The following is a 23151-nucleotide window of genomic DNA, read 5'->3' on the forward strand; positions in this document are numbered from 1 at the left end:
TTCTTTCGACGACCGAGCTTGATCCGAAGGAGAAGACGGCCAAGGCGTGGAGGGGCGCACAACAACGCCGCACAAGCCGACACACAGTTCCGGCCAGATTGCCTTTTTCCAACTAGGCGCCCGCGGACCCGATCGCCATGAGTGCTCAGCTTGCGACGCGCCGATGGTTTCTTCACTGCGGTGCCAGCAATCCATCGCGCGCTTTGTCGACGATCGCGGCGAAAATCCCGAACTGCTGGTTGCGCAATGCAAGTGGATGCGATGGCTTATCGTTCCGATTTCAAGGGCGCGCAATAACAGCCAGTCCGATTTGAAAAAAACGAGACGCAATTCAACATGGTGCTTCATCGTGGACCTGCAGGCAATTTTTTGCTGACGCCGAAAGCGAATTATTTCGCCCAGATGCGGGTTACAAAAGCTGGTGATACATCTCGTTATTCGGAGACAGAAGCGATCATCATGCGGCAAAGGGTCGTGATGTCATAGACAGGCAACTTGGTAATTTGCCGGACTTCTGACGCAACCAAAGGGAAAGCAGTGCATTCGAGCAAGATGGCTCCGATTTCCGAATTTCGAACGCGAAGTTTTTCAAAACAATCGAGCACTTCGGCCTCAATGACAGATACGTCAGTCTGTTGGGGCGGGCGCTTCATTTCGTTTCGCCACATCTCGCCACCTTCGACGCCCCCGATCACGATCCGCTCTCGGTCTGCCGGGTCATCAATGCCAAGCAGATCCGCGGTCAATTGTGTGGAATCTGCGGTTAGTACTGCTATCTTGGCCTGCACGGGCAATTGCCGGAGCAAAAGTGGGAGGAGGAGTAGACTCGAGGTTAAAACAGGAACCTTGACAGATGCAGACACTGCTGCTTGGTGCCGAATAGAAAAACCACAATTCGCGGTTATCACAGCAGCGCCCCGCTGGGCGAGACGTTTGGCAGCGGCCACATAATGGACTTCAAGCGCTGGATCGCCCCGAATGACAATTTCCGCCCATGCACCCGAAACAGTTTCCAAAACCACTGGCATGTTGTAGGACGCCGGGTTCAGAATGGAGCCCGGCCGTGGAGGCGGACGCGTCGCACCCGTTACTAATCCACATTCAAGATCGAGGATACCAAGAAATGGCTGAGCGTTTTGTTTCATAGAACTACAATATAATAACCGAAGGCAGCATGCCGTTAAGTTATTTGCGTTCTTGCATTTATCCTGCGCCAAATCAGAATCGTGCAGCGTCGAACAGCCGCAGACCGGCCGATCCGGGGACAAGACTGACAGTTTTGCACAAGACTTGGCTGCAGCATAGTTCCCGTAGTACGGGCCGAACGGTGCCCTCCCGACGTGATCGCCGCCCGCTCAGCCTAGTATGCCGTCGCTCCTTCTTGCTGTAGGCGGCTCGCAATCGCCCGCGGTGTTCCAGCCAAGCCTCAGCCCGGGGTTCGAGTTGAGCAAGCAGGACATTCGCGAGGCCACCGCCTACAACGGCCCTGATACAACTGGATGAATGTCGCATCGCCATGCCATTGTCCTTTTCGTCGAGGAAAAGAGCCAATCCAGGCGCTCGAACGGACGCAGCCTGGCCGCCCGTTAAAGAAGGGCCAGGGCGGCACGATGACCGATGATTACAAGCTCCATGGCACCACCACCCTGTTTGCTGCCCACAAAAAGGTTCTCGAAGGTTTGGTGATCGGCCGCAACATGCAGCGTCACCGGGATCAGGAGTTCATCCGTTTGCTCAAAGTGATTGAGGCGGAACTGCCGCAGGATAAGGCCGTCCACGTCACTCTCGACAACTACGCAAAAGCAGCAGCCGAAGGTCCGTGCCTGGCTGGCAAAGCATCCGCGATCGACGTTCCACTTCGTACCGACATGATGCTCTAGGCTGAACCCCGTCGAGAGCTTCTTCGCAAAACTGACGCGCCGACGTTTGAAGCACCGCGTCTTTCACTCCGTTGTCGACCACCAGACAGCAATCAACCGCTTCATCAAGAAGCACAATTAGCAACCACGGCCGTTCGTCTGGAAAGCTGACCCGGAGGAGATCAGCCGTCAAACGTGGGCGCCAAGCGTTGGAATCAATGCACTAGAGGTCGAATACGCACAACTCCCTCGTTCGGGTTTCAACGGCCATCATAAAGGTACCCTATTTCGGTCGCGTTCTTGACCCAACCGAATGCCCCGGCCCATATAAAGAGCTTGGCTCGGACGCTGATCGCTTGGCGGAGCAGATACTGTCCGGGACGTCCGAGCTGCACTTAGTTACGTTTTGGAGCGTACTGACGGTATTTACTTTTCGAAGGTATTGCCACGCAGCGTCACCCATAAGCCACCCGCCATGGAATGGCCGGTACTGGTCACCAGGGAATTGTCTTACCTTGGTAGTCTTGGAAGGAACCGCTGGTCGCCGGTGTGAGGTCCCCTATCCTGGAGATCAAGCCGCGGGCACTATCTTCCGCGGAGATTGAGGCAGCGGAGGCAGCCCCTCGTGGGCCGGTCATGTCGGTTCGGACAAAGCCGGGGTTGAGCAATCCGACAAGAATGCCGTCCTCCGCCCAGTCCCGTGAAAGAGCACGCATGCCGCTGTTGAGGGCGGCCTTCGATGCCCGGTATGCATATCTCTCGCGAGCATTGGTGGTAATGGGCCAATCGATGCTGACGGATCCGAAATCGCTGGTGATCGCCACCAGCTTTTTCTCCCGTCCGCGCAACAGATTGCCTCGGAGCGCCTGGGCTATGAGCATTGGCGCAAGTGCATTGACCCGCAATGTGGTGAGCCAACTCTCGGGGTCGATGCGCTCGGGCGTTTGGTCCTGAGGTGTGCCATTGATCCCCGCATTGTTGATGACGATGTCGATCGGTTGATCGCCCAGCGCACGCTTAAGCGATGCAATCGACCCTTCGTCGCTCACTTCGAGTTGCACAGTGCGTACCTGATTGGCGGCGGAGACAACGAGATTCTTTAGTTCCTCCGCCCTTTCCGGATCACGGCAGCAGGCAATGACCTCCGCCCCATTCGCCGCATACTGCCGAGCTAGAGCAAGCCCGAGCCCTCGATTTGCCCCCGTGATCAGCACTGTAGTCATCTGTTGAAATCCCAAGTTGTTCGTTGTTAGGGCGGCCGTCGCGGAAAGTAATTCTTATGCGGCCTGAGCAGCGAATTGCGCAAAGGCGCCCTCACCAAGTCCTTTCCGGCATAATAACAGCAGGGGCGACGCTCACAGGCAGCGAACTACCACTACCGGTTGGGTATTTTCTGCGCGCAATGGAGCACCCGCGCTGAATGTCGGCTTTTGGCCTTCCTAGGAAGCTCGTCGCTTCCTTGTTCTTGCCCGCAAAAGTCGATTTGGGCCGTGCATACCGCCACGCACCCTTAACTAGGCGCTAGGCCAACCAACTGCCTTCCGGGGCGGAACGACCTGGGCAATGGGTTCAGCGACCGACGCTTGCCGACAATCTGGGCTCTCCCACAAAGAGGGACTCGGAGCCGATCTGCGATTGGCAGCTTTAGTTGAAAGCATTCTAACGGTGGATTCCTGCGCCAAAATAGCGTTCCCAAGTCATTTTAGGAGGAATCCGAGCAATCGTTTGCGACACTCCTCCTCAAGGCAAGATAAGCTCACTCATTGTCATACGTGCGAATAAGGAATTACTGGAATGAACATACCGAGCAACAGCGTTCTTTCAGATGCCGAGGCGACTGCTGTGATCGACTTGCGGCATGCGATGCATCGCGAACCTGAGCTTTCCAACGCAGAATGGAAGACGCAGGAGCGGATCCGCAACATCCTCCAAGAGTTCGGCCTCAACAAACTCACTATTTTCCACGACACAGGCCTCTATGTCGACATCGAAGGCAACGCCTCCGGCGCGAAGCGGTCAATCGCAGTGCGGGGCGACATTGATGCATTGCCAATCAATGAGGCACGCGAGGATTTGCCCTACAGGTCGCAGATTAACGGAGTCATGCATGCGTGTGGGCACGACGTGCATGCCTCGATCGCACTCGGCACTGCACTCGCGTTCCACAGACTGCGGGACATCTTCGCCGGCAAGGTGCGCGTGTTCTTCCAGCCAGCCGAAGAATCGGAGCCGCTTGGTGGGCGAACGGTACAAAACGAGAAGTTGCTGGATGGCTTCGATCACGCCGTCGGTTTCCATATCACTCCCGAGATTCCGGCAGGCATGTTTGGAGCACGCGAAGGCGCCGTAGGCAAATCTGCGGATCAATTCAAGCTGACAATTGCCGGCAAGATGGCGCATGGTGCTTCACCCCATAAGGGCGTGGACGCGATCACTATCGCCGCTGCGTTCATCAACGAGGTGCAGAAGGTGGTGTCGCGCGAAATGCCGGTCGACGATGGCGCGGTTGTCACGATCGGGACCATCCGCGGTGGCGAAGCCACCAACATCATCTGCCCCTCCGTCGAGATGCAGGGAACGATCAGAACCCGCAGCCCGGAGCGTCGGGAACTTCTCTGCCAACGCGTGCGGGAAGTGGCCGAAGGCGTCGCTACAATACACCGTGGACACGCAGAATGCGACATTCGCAAAGGAGAGCCGCCCGTTGTCAACGAGGCCGAAATGGTGAGACGCTTCCGGCAACTCGTCCACGACGCGGCTGGCCGCGACGCTTTCTTTGATGGTAGGAAGGAGACCGCAGGAAGCGACGACTTCGGTTTTTATGCTGCGTGCGTACCTTCGATTTATTTCTGGATCGGGAGTTGTACCTCAGAGAATCAGTCGCATTTGCATACGCCGACATTCGGAGTTTCCGATGACCTCGTCGTTCCAGCCACCGAACTGGCTGTTCGATACATTCTTGATCTGCTGAATTGCTGAGACGGCGTTGGCAACTACTGGCGATGAGAGGGCTTTGCGACAACAAAAAGTTGGCAAGCCATTGGGCGCTTGTGACATAGTCGTTCGCGAACGATGTGGGTTGACGGCTGCTGTCTAAGTACATCAGCGCCATGAAGGTGACACGAGATCGTTGCCTGCCACGCAGGCAAGCCCGTTCGTTCTGGGATTGGACGCAGCTCTCGGCAATGGCGCTCCCGGGATAAAGCGGCCGCGGTGCGCCAAGGTGTTCATTCACAGTTAGTAATTCGGAGAGAGCATGAACGTTCCTGGCAGCGAAATTATCCTCGATCCCGGTAGACCGATTATCGATCCGCACCATCACTTGTGGGATTCGCGAAGACGCGCGTTGCGTGTGCCGGTATCGCAGTATTCTTACGAAAATGTCTTGCGTCGCACGCCGCGCTATCTTGCCGACGAATTGCTGGATGATTTGGATAGTGGGCACGACGTTCGCGCTACGGTTCATCTGGAATGCGGATCGATGTACCGGAAATTTGGTACAAGCGAAATGGTACCCGTCGGGGAAACGGAATTCGTCAACGGCGTTAGCGCTATGGGAGCCAGCGGCACCTATGGTAATCGACAGCCCTGCGCTGGAATCGTCGGCCATGCCGATCTTACACTCGGATCTCGGGCTGCGGCGGTGCTTGAGGCCCATGTGGCGGCTGGCGCCGGACGATTTCGCGGCATTCGGCAAAGCGCGGCCTATGATGCGGATCCAAGTATCTTGGAACCTTCCTGGCAAAGGCGGCAGGGGCTCTATCGCGACGCTCAATTCCGTGAAGGATTTGGACGCCTTGCTCCGCTCAATCTTACCTTCGACGCCTGGCTTCTCGAACCGCAACTTCCGGATCTAATCGATCTCGCGCGCGCTTTCCCGAACACGCTGATTTGCCTTGATCACGCCGGCACACCCTTGGGGATCGGTGCCTATGCCGACCGACGTATGGACCGCTTTCCGATCTGGCGTGCCAACATCGAAGCATTGGCCAGATGTCAAAACGTTTACGTCAAACTAGGCGGGCTCGGTATGCCCTACCCAGCCTTTCCCTCATTTATGGCGGAGCCATGCGCATCCTCGGCTCAGCTTGCGGAAGAATGGCGACCTTATATCGAGGTGTGCATCGAGGCGTTCGCGCCCTCACGAGCGATGTTTGAAAGTAATTTTCCGGTGGATGCGTTGACATGCAGCTACGCAACTGTGTGGAACGCCTTCAAGCGCTTGGCCGAGCCGTATTCGGAAACTGAAAAACATCAGCTCTTTTTCGCTACTGCAGCCCGCTTTTATCGCCTCCAAGTTGAAGCAACGCGGTGATGGGAACCGCAAACCCTCAGTAGGTGGGCTGAAGCTCCAATTCGTCGTAATGCGCCAGTCTCTCGCAGTTTTTTTTTGGTTTGGAGGTCGATATTAGGATTTTGGAGCGTCAATACGGCCTATAGTGGCTAACCAAGAAAAAATGCTAACGACTAAAAAGGGGAGGAAATCGTGAAAAAAGATGATCCGTGCGGCCGTTTAATACATGGGCTTAGCCGACGCTCACTTCTTCAATCATCCGCGGTCCTTCTAAGCATGCCGCTCATCGCCAAAGCGACCAGCGTGTGGGCACAGGAGAAGCTCGCCGGCAGCGGCGAAGTGGTGGTCTTTAGCTACGGTGGGTCGTATAGCAAGGGCATACGCGAACGCGTTTACGACCCTTTCACCAAAGCGACGGGCATCAATGTCATCGATGTTGTCGCCGACATTGCAGAGCCGCAGGTGCGGGCGATGACCAGCGCAGGGCGCATCGATTGGGACCTTGCGTTGATTGACGGACAGAACTATCCCGCCATGCACGACGCTGGCATGTTCATGCCGATCGACTACCGCCTGTGGGACGACGAAGCCCTCAAGGGTGTGCCGGACGTTGCTCGTCGTCAAGACGCCGTGGTCGCATTCGGCTCGACAACGCTGCTCGCCTACGATGAGCGCGCCCTTCCCAAGGGAGGCCCGAAGAATTGGGCCGATTTCTGGAACGCCGATGAGTTTCCCGGTCCGCGCGGACTGAGTTCGGTCGCCCGGCATATGGTTCTGGCGCTTGCGGCCGACGGTATGCCGAACGCAGATCGATGGCCGCTAACTGATGATAAAGTCGACAGAGCGCTGAAGAAGCTCGACGAGATCAGGCCGCACATTACGAAATGGTGGAAAGCCGGAGGTGAACCTGTCCAAGCATTGCTCAACGGCGAGTTCGTGATGACGAGTTGTTATGACGGACGAGCCATATCGGCAATTCGTCAAGGTGCCCCCATTCGGATGGTGTGGAGTGGCGCGAATCTGGTTTATGTCTATTGGACGGTGTTGAAAGGTGGGCCCAATAATGAAAATGCACAAAAGCTGGTCGCATTTTTGAATCGGGCGCAGAACGCTGCAGGCTTTACACTAGCCACAAACCTAACCGGCCCAAACGTTAATCAGCTGCAGCATTTGCCGGGGGATCTTGTCCCGCTGCTCAGCATCACACCAGAAAATGCATCGCAGGTCGTCGTCCAAGATGATACCTGGCTTGGGGCGAAACGTCCTGACGGCAAGACCAACGCGGATCACATACAGGAGCGCTGGCTGGCATGGCGGGCACAGTAATCTCTTCTGCGGTCGATCATTCGGCGGTCGTGCAGGCTTCGTCATCGGTCAGGCCCACACGATGGGCCTGGCTGCTGTTGCCTGGGACGATCTTTCTTGTAGTTCTCTTTATCGTTCCGCTGGCGGGGCTGCTTCTGCTCTCCTTTGGCGTGCCGGACTGGTCGTTGGCAAATTACCTGCGCATCGGCGACAGTCCTGCCTACTTTATCGTGTTGCGCAACACGCTGGAGATCAGCCTTGCGGTAACGGCTCTTGCTTTCGTCCTCGGATATCCCATTGCCTATGCCCTGACCACAGGTGGGGCCGGGTTGCGTACCTTCTTGCTGATTGCGGTCGTGCTGCCGTACTTCACAAGCGTTCTCGCCCGGACCTTCGCCTGGGTCGTTCTGCTCGGGCGCAATGGTGTCGTCAATGAGATCCTGCTCCAGCTTGGCTTGACCTCGCAACCTCTTGCCCTCCTTTACAACCGCGCCGGCGTTATCATCGGCATGACCCACATTGTGATGCCGCTCATGATCCTGCCGATGTTCACGGTCATGTCCGGCATCGACAAGAAGCTTTTGCGTGCCGCGCGGGCGAACGGTGCAAGCCCTCTCGCCGCCTTCCTGACGGTATTCCTGCCGCTCAGCCTGCCCGGCTTGATTGCGGGGATTCTGCTCGTCTTCATCTATTGTCTCGGCTTCTATATCACCCCTGCATTGATGGGCGGGGTGTCGGACATCACGATCACCATGGAGATCAGTTCCCAGGTCACGGAGCAACTGAACTGGAACTTCGCCTCCGCTCTCTCCGTGGTGCTTCTGGTGGCGGTCTTAGCCATATTGTGGATGGGTTCACGCTTCTTTCCGATTGAACAACTCCTGGGATTTTCGAGCGGCGAGGCGAACTCGGGAACAGCTTCCAATCGCCAGCTTGGTACCCAGTACCTGATGCGTATCGGCTCCGCCGTAAACAAGCTTGACCGTTGGCTTCCGTCGTTGGGCGGTCGAAGTGTGCCGATCCTGGCAGGCGTCCTCGCAACGCTGCTGCTCCTGCCGGTTCTGATCGTCGCCTATTTGTCGTTCAGCGATTCGTCCTACTTCGTCTTCCCCTTGCCTGGCTATTCTTTGCGCAACTACGAAAACTATCTGTCCGATGCGCTGTGGATACGCGCAACGTTCACCAGCATTCGCATTGCTCTGTTGGCGGCGGGGATGGCAACCGTGCTCGGCAGCATGCTTGCCTTTGGCCTGGCGCGTGGCGCCATACCCGGCCGCGGAGCAATGGTTGCACTCGTGCTTTCGCCGATCATCATGCCGACCATCATCGTGGCGGTCGCGACCTATTTCCTGCTGGCATGGTGGGGGCTGCAGGGCACCGAGCTTGGATTGGCACTGGGGCACACGGTCCACGCCATTCCCTATGTGGTGGTCATCGTTGTTGCCAATGTGCGCAATCTCAATCCGGCCTATGAGCGTGCAGCCCGCAGCCTTGGCGCCGGGCCTTGGGCAACCTTCCGCACGATCATCGCGCCACTCGTCATGCCGGCTCTTGTCGTCGCCAGCTTCTTTGCATTCCTGAGTTCGTTCGATGACGTCGTCTACGTGCTGTTCCTCGGTATTGGTAGGATCACGACGTTGCCGATGCGCATGTGGGAAGGGATCCGGCAGGACATCAGTCCCACCATTGCAGCAGTAGCCACGCTGCAGATGACGCTGGCGTTGATTATTGTTGTCGTTGGAGAACTGCTGAGGCGAAAAAAGCATAGCTGATGGCCTGCGTGCCAAACAGAACCTCAGTCAGATTTGTCTTAGGAGTTGCAATGTTAATGAGAACCCAGTCCCGATCCAGCACCATCGCTTCTGAAACTGGCGGTATTGCCCTGCAAAACCTCCAGAAGCGCTATGGGGCGTTTACCGCCGTTGACCAAGTCTCTCTGTCCGTGGCCCCGGGCGAGTTCATCTCCTTGCTCGGTCCCAGTGGATCGGGCAAGACAACGACGCTGATGATGATCGCCGGCTTCGAGATGCCGAGCAGCGGTAAGGTACTGGTGGACGGCAAGGACATTACCTACCTGCCGCCGCATCGCCGTGAACTCGGCGTCATTTTTCAGAACTACGCTCTCTTCCCGCACATGACCACCGCGGAGAACGTTGCCTACCCGCTTCGAATGAGAGGTATGGCCAAGGCCGAGATCGAAACCCGCGTTCGACGCATACTCGATCAGGTGCACCTCGGTGCCTTGGCCTCACGCTACCCACATCAGATGTCCGGCGGTCAGCAGCAAAGAGTCGCAATTGCGCGGGCCCTGGTTTTCGATCCGCCTGTTCTTCTGCTTGACGAGCCCCTCGGGGCGCTGGACAGGAAGTTGCGCGAGCATCTCAGGAACGAGATCAAGACGCTCCACAAGGAGGTCGCCAAGACGATGATCTACGTCACGCACGATCAGGATGAAGCGCTTGCCATGTCTGATCGAGTTGCGGTGATGCATGAAGGGCAAATCCGGCAAGTCTCAGCGCCCCAGGATATCTATCGCAGGCCGGAGGATTTGTTCGTGGCGGGTTTTGTCGGCGAGGTCAACCTCGTTCCTGTCAAGCTCAGTTCGGGCAGCATTGTCGGTCCTGCAGGCGAAAACTTGTCCGCTGCGCAATGTCCCAAAGGCGACGGCGATGCAACGCTTTGCGTTCGACCGGAGAACCTGCATATCGAGACGGCAACCCGAGAGGTCTCGGCCGGGATCAAGGGCCACATCACGGGCACGACATTCGTTGGAGACGCCACGATCTTCGAGCTTCGCACTGAAGCCGGCCTACACCTCACCTCCAAAGTGCTGAACATCACCCAGCCCAAAACGCTGCCAGCCGTGGGCGACGCATGTATCGCAACATGGCACCCCCAAGACGCAACAGTACTGACAAAGTAGGTCTAAGCATGGAGTGGCAGCTCAACTGGACGAAAAGCGCAGGCGTGATGCTGAACGTCCAACCCGGGGGTATTCGCTTGTCGGTACCACGGCCCGCGCCCCTGATTGCGTCCGAGAGAAGGGTGCTTAAATACAAGCGCGGTCGACAGTTGCATTTTCATACGCCACCTGCGGCCTCGGCAGTGCAAGAGCGTATCGCGGATAGCACCGGCGGCCCAAACTCTCGACCACAAATGGAATGACTGTTGTGGGCACCTCGACACCAATACCCCTCATTTCGAAACGATATTTGATCCGTGCACTTGAACCTGGATCACATTGTTGCAGTTTAGGAGGAGTGATCGTGATCTTCGGCCTTACAGCGGCCCTGCGTAGGGTTGAGGTTTTCGTCGCTGACTCGAGAGCCGCCGGAACTCACCGGTATGCCAGTCCGTAGAGGAGGGTCATGATGAACGAGCCAAAGGTCGCCAGAAGTAGGTTCCGCTTTGCCTCGCGCTCGCTTCAGGCATTCTACGGCGCACCTGTAGGCATCCTACTGCTCGATCGTACCGGAAGGAGTGATGAGTTTGATCGTCCCTATATCCCCGGGAGCGTTGGTAACTCCAGCACTTGGAGCGTACCTGTCCGCTATAAAATAGTCCCAGGCCTTTCCTTCAACAGATTGATGGCGCCCGATTTTGAACTCTACGCGCCGAGCGTTGCTCGGGCAGCCGAAGAGCTCATGCACGAAGGCGCCCAAATCATTACGGCGAACTGCGGGTTCATGATCCGATATCAATGCGCTATCCGAGCTGCTGTTAGCGTGCCCGTTTTACTTTCCCCACTTCTTCTCTGTCCGCTTCTGGAACGACTGCTTCCGCGCGATAAAGCGCTCGGAATCATTACCGCAAACGCCTGTTCGTTGACTGCGGACGTATTGGAGGATGCTGGGCTGCCTGCCAACTCCGAACGTGTTGTGATAGCTGGCCTTGAAAACTCTCCGTGCTTCGCTGCGGCATTTCTCACTGCCAGCGGGGACCTCGATGAAAACGTCGTGGAGAGAGAAACCGTCGATGCAGCAGTGAGTCTCCTCAATGACCGACCTGACATCGGTATGTTGCTACTTGAATGCTCGGAGCTACCTCCTTATGCAGCCGCAGTCCAGCAGGCGATCGGCATTCCGGTTTTCGACTTTACCTCGATGGTTGAATTTGTGGTCGCCGGACTGATACGCAGGCCATTTGCAGGATTGGACTAGACGGTTAAAAGCTCGTCCGGCGGCCGATTGAATGAGGTTGACATTGTTCTCCAATTGGTTTGGCTGAGACTGTACCATCTCGAGAGCCATTTTAACTGCCTGTCTCACGACAGAGAGGAATCGGTGCGCAGTCTCGCGGCTTTAGCCGATCTTCGCCGATTGGAGCGATTTGCGGGTGTCCAGCGAGGAATTCCCGGGGGGTTGGTGCAGCTTCTTGCGATCGAGACGGTAAGTGAAGCTTGCCTCGCTGGCGTGGACGCTGACGGTCACGAGCCGCCCAGCCGGCCGGAGCCTGGGCGCGCGCGCGGCGCCGAGCTTCATCAGCAGCTCTTTGCGGGTGAGGTTATTCGGGCGAGTTGGTCAGCCACGCCGATAGCCACTTGAGCTGCTGCCGGCGCATCGCCCCCTCCTTGGCGACTCGATCGGCGCCCTGGGCAAGACGTGGACCTTGCGGCGTCCTGTTCGCGCAGCTTGGCCTCGACCCGCAGCCGCGCCGTCCCGGCGATACTGTGTGAGATCGGTCGGGTTGCGAATTTCTTCGCCGACGACTTTGCTCACGCGATAACTTCAGCCTGGGCTGCGCGTGACTTTTGGAAGGACACGTCCGCGTCGCGTCGCGCTTTTTTCGACGCTGCGGCGATCCTCGAGCCGAGAACGAAGGAGATTGCCGCTGCCTTTCGAGCGAGCCGGGCAAGTTTCTGCCCAAAGGCCGAAGGCGAACACCGCCGCTTTCTGGAAACTCTCAGGTGGCATGGCAGCAATGCGGCTCGCCTTTGCGAGCCGGTGGTACTGGATGACAGGCTGAGTCTACTGCCGACGTCGCTCGGTGTCGTTGCCGGCTCCACGCCTCGGAACCATCCAGCAATTCTGAATGCCCGTAGAAATCGCTGCGGCTCTTGCCGTTGGCTGCCCCACCATTCTCAAGGGTTCCGAGGAAGCCCCGAGTTCGGCAGTACAAATCGTCGAGGCGGTTGTGCCCGTCGGCGTTGTCAATCTGCTTTTCGGCGATCCGGCGCCGATTTCCGAGGCGCTGCTTGCCTCACCGGAAATCGAGCTGGTGTCCTTCACCGGTTCGACCGCGGTCTGAAAACATCTCGCCCGGCTCGCGGCAAGCACTTGCAGCGCGGCGTGTTCGAACTGGGCGGTCACTCGTTAGTCGGGCTCTTCGCCATGCGGATATGGACCGTGCCATTTCCAGAAATCTTCAATCATAAATTCGAGTGCGCTCGGCAGAGTTGCAATGCGCCGAGCCAAATCCTGCTCAAGCAGTCGATCTACGCAGATGTTGTCGCGCGCATGGTGGCTGCCGCTCGCGACCTGCGCGTTGGCCCGGCGGATGACCCAACCGCGCAAATGGGGGCCTCTGGCAAACCCGCGCCAGCCGGATGCCATGGTTTACCTGACCGAAGATGCCGTCGTGTGCGTTGCCATACTGCGGAGGGTGGGTGGCGGTTCGCGCGAAGGTTCCTTCTGGCCACCGACGATCCTTACCGACGTGTCGGCAGATGCACTTGTTCTGAGTCAGGAACTGTTCGGGCCGATTCTCACAATCAAGCCCTTCGATCGATGAGGCGATTACGCTGGCCACTCGACGAGCTTCGAACTGCGGATATGTCTTTACTCGTTCGTCCAGGACCGAGGCATTCATGATCGATGGGCTCCGCGCTGGAGCCGTGAGTATCAATCATATGCAAGGCAATCGGACGCGCTGAATGGAGGGATCGGTGTTGGCCGCTACGGCTATGAGGGCGGATTGGTAGGCGTGCGGGAACTCCAAAGTCAAAAGCTGGTGAACCGTATTTGACACGTCGCCCGCGAGATCATTGCGCAAGAAATCTCTCTATGCGCGAGGCGTCCAATCCGGGGAGGTCCGGATGATTGAACAGAACAAGTTTTAGGAACGGCCACAATCATGGTCAAGGACGTCCTTCTCGCGCGTGGATACTGTGCATTTTTTCTACGATGACTAAGCCGCAAACCGGGCCGGCGCGACGAAGGAGGGCTTCCGCTACAGGGTCAGCCAGTCACGCCGGGCCTCAGCGCCATCAGAATACCGGCAACGTCGCTCAGTATCGGGCTCGTCCTGTCGGATGAGGCAGTGGTTTCGGGCGACATGATGGGCCAGGCTCTCCGAGAAGGACGGGCGCGGCTCCCCGCTGGATTGCTGTGCGACCGAACCAGGCGCACGTCCCCCCAAGACCTCAGCGTCGGATAGGATCGTTGTGGAAGAAATCTCAATAACGCCCTTCCATCGGAAGAATCCGCAGAAATCCTGCGCCGTGACGCTCGACATGGGAAAAATCGCTCTGCCCGCGAAGATAAGGTCCTGCAGGATCACAAGCGTGGAGGCACACATGAGGATCGGCGTTCCGAAGGAAAACAAGGTTCACGAATATCGGGTCGGGCTCACGCCTGCCGCAATCGAAGCGATTGGAGGATGTGACAGAGTTTGATTTCTCGGATCGCACGATCCTAGTCACCGGATCAGGCCGGAACATCGGCCGGGCCATCATCTTGGAGTTCGCCGGGCGCGGCGCCAATGTGGTGATCAACGCGCGCTCAAACCGTGAAGAGGCCGAACGCGTATGCGCCGAGGCGCAGGCGTTAGCTGCGCAGGCGCTGGTCGTGATGGGCGCCGCCGACGAGAAGGCCACAATCGAGGCGATCCAGCGCGAGGTCGAGGCGCGCTTCGGCCGGCTCGACATCTACGTCAGCAACGCCGCGCGCCGGCTGCACAAGGATTTCTTCGAAACCACCGATGAGGGGCATCGCCATCTCAACCAGCAGCTGACAGCTTCCTGGTATCTGGCCAAGGCTTTTGCGCCGGCGATGCGCGACGCGGGTTTCGGCCGGATCATCCACATAAACGGTACCGACGGCTACACCGGCGGCTGGACGCGCGTTCCACACTCGACTGCGAAGGGTGGCTTGCGGACGCTCACCAAGTCGCTCGCCGAGGGCCTCGGAGAGTACGGCGTCACGGCGAACGACATCAATCCCGGCTATAATGAGACCGTGCGCGACCTGACCATCCACCCGGAATTCAGCGAGCCGGGCGCCGCCGAGCGATTTGCCGCAACCATACCCATCCGCCGCCCGACCAGGCCAGACGAGGTCGCCTTCGCCTGCGCCTTCCTCTGCTCTGAGCGCGCCGGGCGATCAACGGCTCGATCATCCATGTCGACGGCGGCCGGAAAATGCTGGGGTAGGCCAGAGTGTTCCGGCGAGCCGTTGAGGCGGGGTTATTTGATCCGCTCTTCCGCGCGAAAGCGGGGAACCCAGGTGATTCTGTTCATTTTGGATCCCCGCTTTCGTGGCGACGACCAGTGCGAGGGTCGGGATTTCGCTACAGCCTCGCAGGGGAGAAGGCCAAACCCAAACGTCAGCCGTGCAGAGATCTCGCAATAGCCGCGTTGCCGGCCTGCGTCCCTAGTTAATGGTGCGCGCCGCGAGGATGGTGTCAAATGCCGCCCGCGGCATGCGGTGCCGATCCGTCAGGCTGATAGGATTGACCGGATAGCCGGTCTCTCCTGCCGATGTCAAGACTAACCGGTTAGACCGGTAATCGGCTCTTGGCGGAAGGCACTTGTCGAGCAATCTCCTAACGCTTATTCGTGAGCGCGACGAACGGACCACACTTTATCGCGTTGACTTCACTTGGGGACGTGGGTGGCTCAGGACTGGTTAGTATTTTGCCTCCGCACGTCGCGGCATGAAGTAGCTTCGGATTTTGACGATGGCTTCAGCGACGGCAACGACGTCAGCGTCGGGAATGGGTTTGTTGGCGTAACTTAGCGCTCGAATTGGCGCGATAATGTCGCGGTGACGGCATGGCCGCGAGTGAGGGGCCGCCATTGCTTTTCGGCAAAATCGGTACCCATCAGGAAGCCGCTCGACCAATCGCAACGATCATATGTTTTATCGCCCATGTCCTTGAACTTGGGACGGTGTGTCTTCGGCCGCTCGGCGAGTGTGCTTGACATGCGCTTGTACTCCGCAACAATGGTCTGCACGGCCTGATGTTCGGTGGTTTCCATGGGCGCATTCAATGCTTCGTGACCAGTGAAGAGTGGGATCCACTGGAACAAGGTCGATGAACTTCGGTCCGATAATGAGGGCAGTCAGGTGACCCTCCAGCCCTGTCATAGTGTAGATAGGTGGAAATGGGCGTCGCTTAACAGGAATGCCTCGAATGCCATGTCTTGGAGCTTTGGCAGCGCGGCGGAACCGTGATTGTTATTCTGATCCGTTATGCGGCAAGCCGTCCTTGTTCGGCGCCCCTCGCGCTCTGCCCTCCAGTTTCAGGGAAGCAGCATCTCCAGCCGGTTGGCGGTCACCTTGCCGGAGACGATCCGCTCGAGCACGTCGGAGAGCCAGACCTCGGGTTCAAGGCCGTTCAGTTTGGCTCCTTATGCCGCGAGCGGCATAAGGAGGTTTGTGGCGATCGGTGCCCAGTAACTGGCACAACTGTCGGAACTGGCGAAGAGCTCTTGGCCGCGACTCACCGCTAACCTGCATGCGAGGTGCCTCGGACATCAGCGGAGCACCGTCAAGCCGTTCTTGACCACTGTGACATCGCGGGCCTTCACCTTGGCTTCGAAGGAGATCGCGTTGCCATCCTTCCACATCTCCAGCGTTATGACGTCTCCGGGGTAGACCGGGGCGGAAAACCGCGCCGCATGCCGCAGGAAGGAACTCGGATCGTAATCGGCGTATGTCTGTAAAATAGCCCTGCAGGTAATTCCGTAAGTGCACATGCCGTGGAGGATTGGCCGCGCAAATCCCATGCTCTTTGCATATTCCGGATCAGAGTGCAGCGGATGGCGGTCACCGCATAGTCGATAGATCAGGCCCTGGTCGGGGCGCGTGCTGACTTCGATGATCCTGTCGGGCTTGCGGGTAGGTATCTGATGTGGCTTGGGCTGGTTATTGGGCCCGCCAAAGCCACCGTCACCTGCAGCAAAATAAGAAGTAATCAGCGTAGCCAGCGGTTCGCCGCCGCTGTTTTTCAGCACACTCTGAAAGCGGATGACTGCTCCCTTGTCTCGACCTTTGTCGTATACGCCGACCACCGAAGAGTCAGCGATAATATCAGCGGCGGCTGGAAACGTGTTGTGAAATGTTATGTCCCGCTCGCCATCAAAAGCAATCGAGTCGAGGTTGAGCTTTCCCGGTTCAGCGAATCCAGCAGCCACGGAGGCAAACGTCGGCACAACTTTGAGGGGCCGTGACTGGGCTGCGGCCTCATTGACAAAGGCGAGTTCCTTCTCGTTCGTTGGATCGGCGCCCATGCCAATGGCAAGGGCATAGAGGATGACATCGCGATCTCCATAGCTGTGTCTCTGGCCAACAGTCTTCAGGGCCATGAGCCGATCATAATCAATAGGCATTTGTGGATTCTCCTTGTGCCCATGCCTAGCCAAGTTGGACGATTGACATTCACAACCAAAGATCGACGGTTTGAAGGCCGCTATGGCAGTTCCTCAATGAACCCCGCAACTGACTTAACTTCCAATAATCTTCGTCAGGATCATGGTACATCCAGCGGCGAGCGCTGGCGCTATTTTGCAAGCTATTTGGTTCATCGGCCAATTCCAGGTGTGATCATGCCTACTACGCCGATTGGCTCGCGAATTACAACGGCGCTGCCGATCCGCTCCTCGAAGAGTATAGCTTGAGCACGCTAAGCGTGGCAATCAGATGATCGAGACCTGCCTTCGCGTGTATCTGTTCCGCCATCAGCAGCGGTGCGCCCATCTCGTCAGAGATGGCTTTTGTGCGCACGGGATCGATCCAATCACCGCTGATATAGAATTGCATTCGATTGACCATGTAATCCTCTATATTCGCCCTAACTGGATGGGCTCGCCAAGACGATTGCTATCCCTTTGATGGGTGAGCCCTGGTCTAGCGATATATATTCAACGAGCCTCTAGACTTCTTGTTCGCGGCAGTCGCCTTCGGTCTCGCGGCTCTCGTGTCCATGCATTCGGATGGGTGCTCAGTCTCTCGAAGATGGTTCTCCATGCCGATGAGTCTGAACGACCTCACTGCTCCGAATGTCAGTGTATCTGTCTAAATGTCTTAAGCGCCGATGGTCGTCATTCTTCGCCGCAAATCGCATCATTCCTCTAAAGAACTGCAGGCCACCGCATGTTCTCCGCGCTGCGTCAATCAGCAGGTTAATAGAGCAGCCAGTGCCCAGACAGAGCCCCAAGAACACGCGGCCGACACCGCAGCCAGGTTTTGCAGCTATCCATTTAATTACAGCTGGTAGAAGAGCGGACTAAAGACGTCTCTCTCTTGGCGGACTTCCGTTCACGATGAAGCGTGTACGCGCCCGTAGCGATCACAATTCCAGAGCCAAATAGCGTGCTTAGATCTGGTATATCTCCGAATATAAGATAGCCAAGTACAATGGCCCATAGCATAGCCGTATAGCGGAATGGAGCGATAAATGAGATATCGCCATGTCGGAAGGCGTCGATGATACAATGATACGCCAAGACCAGGAGCACTGCGGCGACTGTAAGCGATCCTATGTTACCGACGGTCATCGCAGACCAACCCCCCAGCGGACCCACCAAAACGAAACCAACAAGAGTGACAGCAAAAGCGGTTAGCAACGCCACGAGTAGAGAAGGTACCTCTTGTTCGATCTGTTTGGTAGCAAGGTCACGGATAGCGGCCAAACAGGCAGCAGCCAACACAAAAAGGGAGGCGGAACTGAATCCTGCGATACCCGGTCTAGTGATGATGAGAATACTCAAGAATCCCACGACGGCCGCAGTCCACCGACGCGGACCAATAGGCTCGTCGAGAAAAATCGCGGCCGTGATAGTGGCGATCAGTGGCGTTGCCAGCATTATGGCCCAGGCATTTGCAAGTGGGAGTTGGACAAGAGCAAACAGATAAAAAGTAGTGGAAGCTACCTCTGCGGTCACTCTAATAGCTACATGCGGGCCTAACGCACTCCGGAAATGCCTCAACGCGCCAAATTTCCACGCGACAAGGAAAATAATTATTGTCGCTACGACGCCACGGACAACCATAGCTTGCCCCAAATTGATTGGGCCGATTACCGACTTCGTCAGCGCATCAACGCAGGTGAATGCTGCGGTGCCGCCTATCAGCGTCAAAGCGCCACGCACATTGTGTGAAGAAGTCAAAAAGCACCCGATCCCAATGGCGAGCCCAGCCGGAGACTTTAAATGGCCTGTGCCGTAGTATTCAAAGCCCCCAGCGTCAGCTCATTTGCTGTTCTAGATTTCGAAGCTTAGTTCACGCAAGCGACCGTTGCCGCCTAAAGGGGGTTGGCGACGAAGTAATCCTGCGACGCTTTGATGTTTTCGCCGAAATTTGTGCGTAGGCGGTAGGTTCGGACGGGTATGTCCCAAGCTTTATTGAATTTCCCTTAGCGACGCTGTCTTTTTCAAGTTACGCGACCTGGATGAAGGGGCCAGACGGTTCCGATGGGCTATCAGTGCCGCTCGAAGGATCGGCAGCCGCTTGTGAGCTTTGAGCTTACGGAAGCGCTTGGCGACTGCCATCATGCCCGCGGCGACCCACCGCAGCGCCATCTTGCAGTTGCGCCAGCGTTTCAATTTGCGGGTGGCGCGGCGGATCTGGCCCGTCATGTTTTCGGCGAAGCTGGATCAAGCCCGATGACGCTGCATGAGCAGCTTCAGGCGGACGACAATGAGGAGATCTCCAGCCCTTCTAGTATGCTGGCGGCACGCCGGCCGTCCCCGTCGAGTTGGTTGCGGATCAGCTTGTCAGCCTCGTCAGCATCTTCGAGTTCCCATTCTTGGCGCAGCGCCCGTCGCATCGGGGCGTCAAGCTCCGTCGGCAACCGGTTGGACAATTTAGCATGTTGTTCCGGTAGGTAGCCACCCCCTGTCGCCTTCTTCGCCTATCCAAACAGCCAAGTCTGCTAACTCCTGAAGACACGGAGGTAGTGACGCCCGCCGACGACGAGGAAGACGTACTTTATGCGCTCGAAAGGATTGCAGACGAATTGAACTCGCCAAAGTGGCGCGCGCTAGCTGCATTTCCTGACCCAACCAGAGATCGAACCACATGGCTCGGTCGGTGCGACTAGCGCGCTGCTGTTGCTCGCGGTGCAGACAGACTTGCGCGTGTCCGAGTTGGGTCAGTCTCGACCGTGACACTATGGCCGCGGCGCCCACGTGGCGCTTTGTCGGGTAACGCTGCCTTGCGCTTCCGTTTGGCGCAGATTTAATGCCGAGAAGAAACGGTAATCGAACAAAACACCCTCAACAAATGTGCAATAGCTATCGGCGAGATGATTCTGAATGCAGTAGCGTCGCATACCGAAGCATGGGTAAAGCTATCGAAATGGGGGTGGGCGACAGGCCAACGACGCGCGCGCCGATGCTTGGGGAGCATACAGACGAGGTCCTGGCGCACTTCGGATTTAGGGACGATGAGATCAATGCGTTAAGGGCGAAAGGGGCAGCAGCTTGAGTTAGGTGGAGATCGACAATTCACATATACGCGCGTTCATTCACTAGAGGACCACGAGCTGATTCGGTGGAATCGCGACTGAAGTGGTTAGCTGACAGGCTTTCGTACCCCTTGAGAATAGCGCGGCCAGTTCCTAATGATGTCACGCTCAGTGTCAGGCCCGCGTAAAAACGACTCTGCGAGGTAAGTAAGAGGCGAACTTGTGCAAATCTCTTGAAGTGAGGGGCGCCATGAACCCGTTTGCTTTCAATACCACACCCCGTCTAACGGTCCTGCCGGGCGCTTCGGCCGAGATTGGACGCCTAGCCGGCTCGTTGCTCGGTCGGCGAATTCTGTTCGTTACCAACCGCGGCATCTGCGCGCTCGAGCTAGAGCGCAAGGCTATTCAATCGCTCGTGAAAGCCGGAGCGGAGGTGCTCGTCTTCGACGGGGTCGAGGCCGACCCGAGGTTAGCTACATTGATGGCCGCACATGATATGGCGCGACAGAATGGCGTCACCGGCGTAGTCGGATTCGGCGGCGGATCGTCGCTCGATGTCGCTAAACTCATCGCGCTGCTGACAGGGTCGGGTGAGGACCTCGATGAAACGTGGGGGGTCGGCAAAGCCAAGGGACCGCGTCTGCCGCTCGTTCTTGTCCCGACGACAGCGGGGACCGGATCCGAGGTAACACCGGTCTCCGTTATCACGGTGGCAGGTGATGAAAAGCGCGGCGTGTCTTCTCCAATTCTGCTGCCGGACATCGCTTTGCTTGACGCCGAGCTGACGCTGAGCCTGCCGGCGCGAACGACTGCGGCGACCGGCATCGACGCTATGGTGCATGCCATCGAGGCATATGCGTCCAAGAGCGCCAACAATAATCCCGTGTCTCGTATGCTGGCTGTAGAGGCACTGCGGCTTATCGGCGGCCATATCGAGCGCGTGATCGCCGAACCCGGCGGCATCGAAGCGCGCGTGGCGATGCTGCTCGGGTCGACGCTTGCGGGGATGGCGTTCGCCAACTCGCCGGTCGCTGCCGTCCATGCGCTGGCGTATCCAATCGGGGGTACGTTCCATGTCCCCCATGGGCTGTCGAACGCACTCGTTTTGCCGCACGTGCTTGCTTCAATGCGGCGGAGACGGTTAACGGTTCGGCTGCGCTCTATGCGGCACTAGCCCCGCATGCCTTCCCAGATCTCGGGCATGAAGGCAATTCCCAGGCCACCTGTCAGGCCTTCATAGAACGGCTAGCGGGCCTCTCGAGGGTCGTCGGCCTGCCAACCCGCCTACGCGACGTCGAGGTGCCGGAGAAAGCGCTCGAGCAGATGGCTCGCGACGCCATGAAGCAGACGCGCCTGCTCGTGAATAATCCGCGGGTCATGGAAGAAGCCGACGTTTTGGCAATCTATCGGGCGGCATGGTAGCCATGGCGCGTCTTGAGCCGCTCCAGCGCAACCATTTCCGTGTCTTTCCCCGGTTGCAGACCCGCTGGGCCGACAATGACATCTATGGACACGTCAACAACGTAATTCATTACGCGCTGTTCGACACGGCTGTGAACGGCTGGCTGATCGATATGGCGCTGCTGGATCTTCGCTATGGCGAGACCGTCGGGCTGGTTGTCGAGACGGCCTGCAGCTGTTTCGCCGAAGTCGTCTTTACGGACGCGTTGGGTCGGAATCGGCATCGAACGGATCGGAACATCGTCCGTCACCTATTCGGTCGGGCTCTTCCGCAACGATGAGGAAAGGGCGGTCGCACAGGGGCGCTTCGTTCATGTCTATGTTGATCAGACGGATCGCCGACCGCGACCGATGTCTAGACGCTGGCGAACGACCCTGGAGAAGCTTCGGCTATGAGCGAGGCTGACTACCGCGGCGCTGTCATCGATCAAGCATCCGGTCGGCCGGCTTATAGCGGTTGCCTCGTTCTCGGGCAGCGCGGTCAGTATGCTATCGGACCACGCTGCGTTCCAATTGCATCGAATTCTCACCGTTCTCCGCAGAGCTGGCATTGATGCGAAGCGTGCAAGACAAGCGTATCTCAAGCGTCGATATCAGAATGGTCGCACAAAGGCGCTGCGCAACCCCGCCCATATCTTGGGCATGATTGGTCATGAATCTTTTATCACCGAGCCGAGCGGCACCATCGACACACGCGATTCACAGTACGCGGCACTGGACGGTCGCCGGGTTTAGGTGACGCGGATGCGCTTCGTCGATGCTGAACGCGCGACCATTAAGGTCGAGGCTCGGAATTCGTCGGTAACCATGGGAAAATCGCGATTCAGGTTCGCTATAAAACTGTCCCAGAACGTTCCTTCAATAAGCTCATCCGATTTGATATTCCCACGGCGATCGTGGCTGAGGCCGCGAATGAACTCGAGACCGAAGGCGGGCGGTTGATTACAGCGAACTACGGATTTATGATCTGATATCAAATAGCCATTCGAGCCGCTCTCAATCCGCCGATGCTCCTTTCCCCACTTCTTCTCGGCACTATGTTAGTGCAAAAGCTTCCGCGCGACAGAGCGATCGGTATTATTACGGCGGTGCGTGATCTTTGACTCCGGATCTGCTGAAAGCGGCTGGATGGGATCTCAGTTCCAAACGCATCGCATAGCCGCTTCGAAAATAGCCCTTACTTCGCCGCCGCATTTGTATCGGCAAGCGGCGACTTCGACATGAGGGTCGTTGAAAGCGAGATCGTCAACGTCGCGGTAGCTCTTGTTGTCCGTCGCCCTGATACTGTTAAAATGCTTCTGGAATACTGAGAACTGCCTCCTTATGCGGCTGCTATTCAGCGCGCTACGGGCGTTCCCGTTTTCGATTTCATCTCAACGATCGTGTTTCTTATTGCAGGGCTGATACGTAGGCCATTCATAGGATTCTACTGACCAACCTATCTCTCGATCTAGCGACCCGGGTAACCCTTTCTGGCGCGTACCGTGGGATAGTGGAAAGTCGGTTAAAACCTGTGTTATCCTAAGCAAGCTCCTTCGATCTGTCTTGGCATGTGCACGAACCGGATCTCTTGTAACTGCTGGTTTCCGAGAGATTGAACCACTC

15 protein-coding genes and 8 pseudogenes are annotated in these 23151 nt (G+C 57.4%); 13 read left to right on the forward strand and 10 right to left on the reverse strand.

Annotated elements, in window-relative coordinates; translation table 11 throughout:
- Nucleotides 1–434: 434 nt before the first annotated feature.
- Complete coding sequence (locus tag LB462_RS14300; protein ID WP_224508957.1) at nt 435–1145, reverse strand: aspartate/glutamate racemase family protein; 711 nt, start codon at nt 1143–1145, stop codon at nt 435–437.
- Nucleotides 1146–1515: 370 nt separating this feature from the next.
- Here LB462_RS14300 and LB462_RS14305 point away from each other — a divergent pair.
- A pseudogene (locus LB462_RS14305) lies at nt 1516–2086 on the forward strand (IS630 family transposase); the annotation flags it as partial.
- Between the two features lie 267 nt (nt 2087–2353).
- On the opposite strand, the gene LB462_RS14310 reads toward LB462_RS14305, so the two are convergent.
- Nucleotides 2354–3082 (reverse strand): SDR family oxidoreductase, encoded by a 729-nt coding sequence (locus LB462_RS14310; RefSeq protein WP_224508959.1) that lies wholly within the window; start codon nt 3080–3082, stop codon nt 2354–2356.
- 571 nt (nt 3083–3653) lie between these two features.
- Between LB462_RS14310 and LB462_RS14315 the strand changes: the two genes are divergently transcribed.
- The 6 genes from LB462_RS14315 (at nt 3654) to LB462_RS14340 (ending at nt 11618) form a co-directional block, all read left to right on the forward strand.
- Entirely contained in the window at nt 3654–4838 is a 1185-nt protein-coding gene (locus LB462_RS14315; RefSeq protein WP_224508961.1) for a M20 metallopeptidase family protein, read from the forward strand.
- Between the two features lie 277 nt (nt 4839–5115).
- Nucleotides 5116–6174 carry an amidohydrolase family protein gene (locus LB462_RS14320; protein WP_224508964.1) on the forward strand — a complete coding sequence of 353 codons (1059 nt, stop codon included), beginning with the start codon at nt 5116–5118 and terminating at the stop codon, nt 6172–6174.
- A 171-nt stretch (nt 6175–6345) separates the two neighbouring features.
- Complete coding sequence (locus tag LB462_RS14325; protein WP_224508966.1) at nt 6346–7479, forward strand: ABC transporter substrate-binding protein; 1134 nt, start codon at nt 6346–6348, stop codon at nt 7477–7479.
- Nucleotides 7464–9230, forward strand: coding sequence for an ABC transporter permease subunit (locus tag LB462_RS14330; RefSeq protein WP_224508975.1), 1767 nt, complete (start codon nt 7464–7466; stop codon nt 9228–9230). The genes LB462_RS14325 and LB462_RS14330 overlap by 16 nt, the downstream gene beginning before the upstream one ends.
- A gap of 50 nt (nt 9231–9280) precedes the next feature.
- Nucleotides 9281–10381, forward strand: a complete 1101-nt coding sequence (locus tag LB462_RS14335; RefSeq protein ID WP_224508978.1) for an ABC transporter ATP-binding protein — start codon at nt 9281–9283, stop codon at nt 10379–10381.
- Nucleotides 10382–10826: 445 nt separating this feature from the next.
- Nucleotides 10827–11618 carry an aspartate/glutamate racemase family protein gene (locus tag LB462_RS14340; protein WP_224508980.1) on the forward strand — a complete coding sequence of 264 codons (792 nt, stop codon included), beginning with the start codon at nt 10827–10829 and terminating at the stop codon, nt 11616–11618.
- A gap of 141 nt (nt 11619–11759) precedes the next feature.
- Here the strand turns inward: LB462_RS14340 and LB462_RS14345 are convergent, their stop codons facing one another.
- Nucleotides 11760–11939 (reverse strand): hypothetical protein, encoded by a 180-nt coding sequence (locus LB462_RS14345; RefSeq protein ID WP_224508982.1) that lies wholly within the window; start codon nt 11937–11939, stop codon nt 11760–11762.
- A gap of 120 nt (nt 11940–12059) precedes the next feature.
- On the opposite strand from LB462_RS14345, the pseudogene LB462_RS31455 reads away from it, so the two are divergent.
- The 5 genes and pseudogenes from LB462_RS31455 to LB462_RS14360 form a co-directional block, all read left to right on the forward strand.
- Nucleotides 12060–12437 (forward strand): annotated as a pseudogene (locus LB462_RS31455) (aldehyde dehydrogenase family protein); the annotation flags it as partial.
- Between the two features lie 52 nt (nt 12438–12489).
- Nucleotides 12490–12705 carry an aldehyde dehydrogenase family protein gene (locus tag LB462_RS31185; protein WP_255626585.1) on the forward strand — a complete coding sequence of 72 codons (216 nt, stop codon included), beginning with the start codon at nt 12490–12492 and terminating at the stop codon, nt 12703–12705.
- Nucleotides 12706–12746: 41 nt separating this feature from the next.
- Nucleotides 12747–12899: pseudogene (locus LB462_RS31460) on the forward strand (NAD-dependent succinate-semialdehyde dehydrogenase); the annotation flags it as partial.
- 1 nt (nt 12900) lies between these two features.
- Entirely contained in the window at nt 12901–13188 is a 288-nt protein-coding gene (locus LB462_RS31190) for an aldehyde dehydrogenase family protein (RefSeq protein WP_255626586.1), read from the forward strand.
- A gap of 869 nt (nt 13189–14057) precedes the next feature.
- Complete coding sequence (locus LB462_RS14360; RefSeq protein ID WP_224508984.1) at nt 14058–15026, forward strand: SDR family NAD(P)-dependent oxidoreductase; 969 nt, start codon at nt 14058–14060, stop codon at nt 15024–15026.
- 276 nt (nt 15027–15302) lie between these two features.
- Here the strand turns inward: LB462_RS14360 and LB462_RS14365 are convergent.
- The 6 genes and pseudogenes from LB462_RS14365 to LB462_RS31765 form a co-directional block, all read right to left on the reverse strand.
- Nucleotides 15303–15817 (reverse strand): annotated as a pseudogene (locus tag LB462_RS14365) (UPF0149 family protein).
- 102 nt (nt 15818–15919) lie between these two features.
- A pseudogene (locus LB462_RS14370) lies at nt 15920–16024 on the reverse strand (transposase domain-containing protein); the annotation flags it as partial.
- 129 nt (nt 16025–16153) lie between these two features.
- Entirely contained in the window at nt 16154–17008 is an 855-nt protein-coding gene (locus LB462_RS14375) for a MaoC family dehydratase (protein WP_224508986.1), read from the reverse strand.
- Nucleotides 17009–17143: 135 nt separating this feature from the next.
- Nucleotides 17144–17450 (reverse strand): annotated as a pseudogene (locus LB462_RS14380) (aldehyde dehydrogenase family protein); the annotation flags it as partial.
- Between the two features lie 428 nt (nt 17451–17878).
- On the reverse strand, nt 17879–18787 hold the full coding sequence (locus tag LB462_RS14385) for a DMT family transporter (RefSeq protein WP_224508987.1): 909 nt from the start codon (nt 18785–18787) through the stop codon (nt 17879–17881).
- 231 nt (nt 18788–19018) lie between these two features.
- Nucleotides 19019–19482 (reverse strand): annotated as a pseudogene (locus LB462_RS31765) (IS256 family transposase); the annotation flags it as partial.
- Nucleotides 19483–20335: 853 nt separating this feature from the next.
- Here LB462_RS31765 and LB462_RS14395 point away from each other — a divergent pair.
- Nucleotides 20336–21507 (forward strand): annotated as a pseudogene (locus tag LB462_RS14395) (iron-containing alcohol dehydrogenase).
- Here the strand turns inward: LB462_RS14395 and LB462_RS31470 are convergent.
- The gene (locus tag LB462_RS31470) at nt 21489–21770 is read right to left on the reverse strand and encodes a hypothetical protein (protein ID WP_370637167.1); all 282 of its coding nucleotides are present in this window, start codon (nt 21768–21770) and stop codon (nt 21489–21491) included. The pseudogene LB462_RS14395 and the gene LB462_RS31470 sit on opposite strands and share 19 nt — an antisense overlap.
- Nucleotides 21771–23151 lie beyond the last annotated feature (1381 nt).

The sequence above is a fragment of the Phyllobacterium chamaecytisi genome (assembly GCF_020164455.1).
In the GTDB taxonomy this organism is placed as follows: Bacteria; Pseudomonadota; Alphaproteobacteria; order Rhizobiales; family Rhizobiaceae; genus Phyllobacterium; species Phyllobacterium chamaecytisi.

Bases quoted from the DNA above. Each gene is read 5' to 3' on its own strand.
- LB462_RS14300 (WP_224508957.1), bottom strand. From the start codon at position 1,145: ATGAAACAAAACGCTCAGCCATTTCTTGGTATCCTCGATCTTGAATGT.
- LB462_RS14310 (WP_224508959.1), bottom strand. From the start codon at position 3,082: ATGACTACAGTGCTGATCACGGGGGCAAATCGAGGGCTCGGGCTTGCT.
- LB462_RS14315 (WP_224508961.1), top strand. From the start codon at position 3,654: ATGAACATACCGAGCAACAGCGTTCTTTCAGATGCCGAGGCGACTGCT.
- LB462_RS14320 (WP_224508964.1), top strand. From the start codon at position 5,116: ATGAACGTTCCTGGCAGCGAAATTATCCTCGATCCCGGTAGACCGATT.
- LB462_RS14330 (WP_224508975.1), top strand. From the start codon at position 7,464: ATGGCGGGCACAGTAATCTCTTCTGCGGTCGATCATTCGGCGGTCGTG.
- LB462_RS14335 (WP_224508978.1), top strand. From the start codon at position 9,281: ATGTTAATGAGAACCCAGTCCCGATCCAGCACCATCGCTTCTGAAACT.
- LB462_RS14340 (WP_224508980.1), top strand. From the start codon at position 10,827: ATGATGAACGAGCCAAAGGTCGCCAGAAGTAGGTTCCGCTTTGCCTCG.
- LB462_RS14345 (WP_224508982.1), bottom strand. From the start codon at position 11,939: ATGAAGCTCGGCGCCGCGCGCGCGCCCAGGCTCCGGCCGGCTGGGCGG.
- LB462_RS31185 (WP_255626585.1), top strand. From the start codon at position 12,490: ATGCCCGTAGAAATCGCTGCGGCTCTTGCCGTTGGCTGCCCCACCATT.
- LB462_RS31190 (WP_255626586.1), top strand. From the start codon at position 12,901: ATGTTGTCGCGCGCATGGTGGCTGCCGCTCGCGACCTGCGCGTTGGCC.
- LB462_RS14375 (WP_224508986.1), bottom strand. From the start codon at position 17,008: ATGCCTATTGATTATGATCGGCTCATGGCCCTGAAGACTGTTGGCCAG.
- LB462_RS31470 (WP_370637167.1), bottom strand. From the start codon at position 21,770: ATGCCGATTCCGACCCAACGCGTCCGTAAAGACGACTTCGGCGAAACA.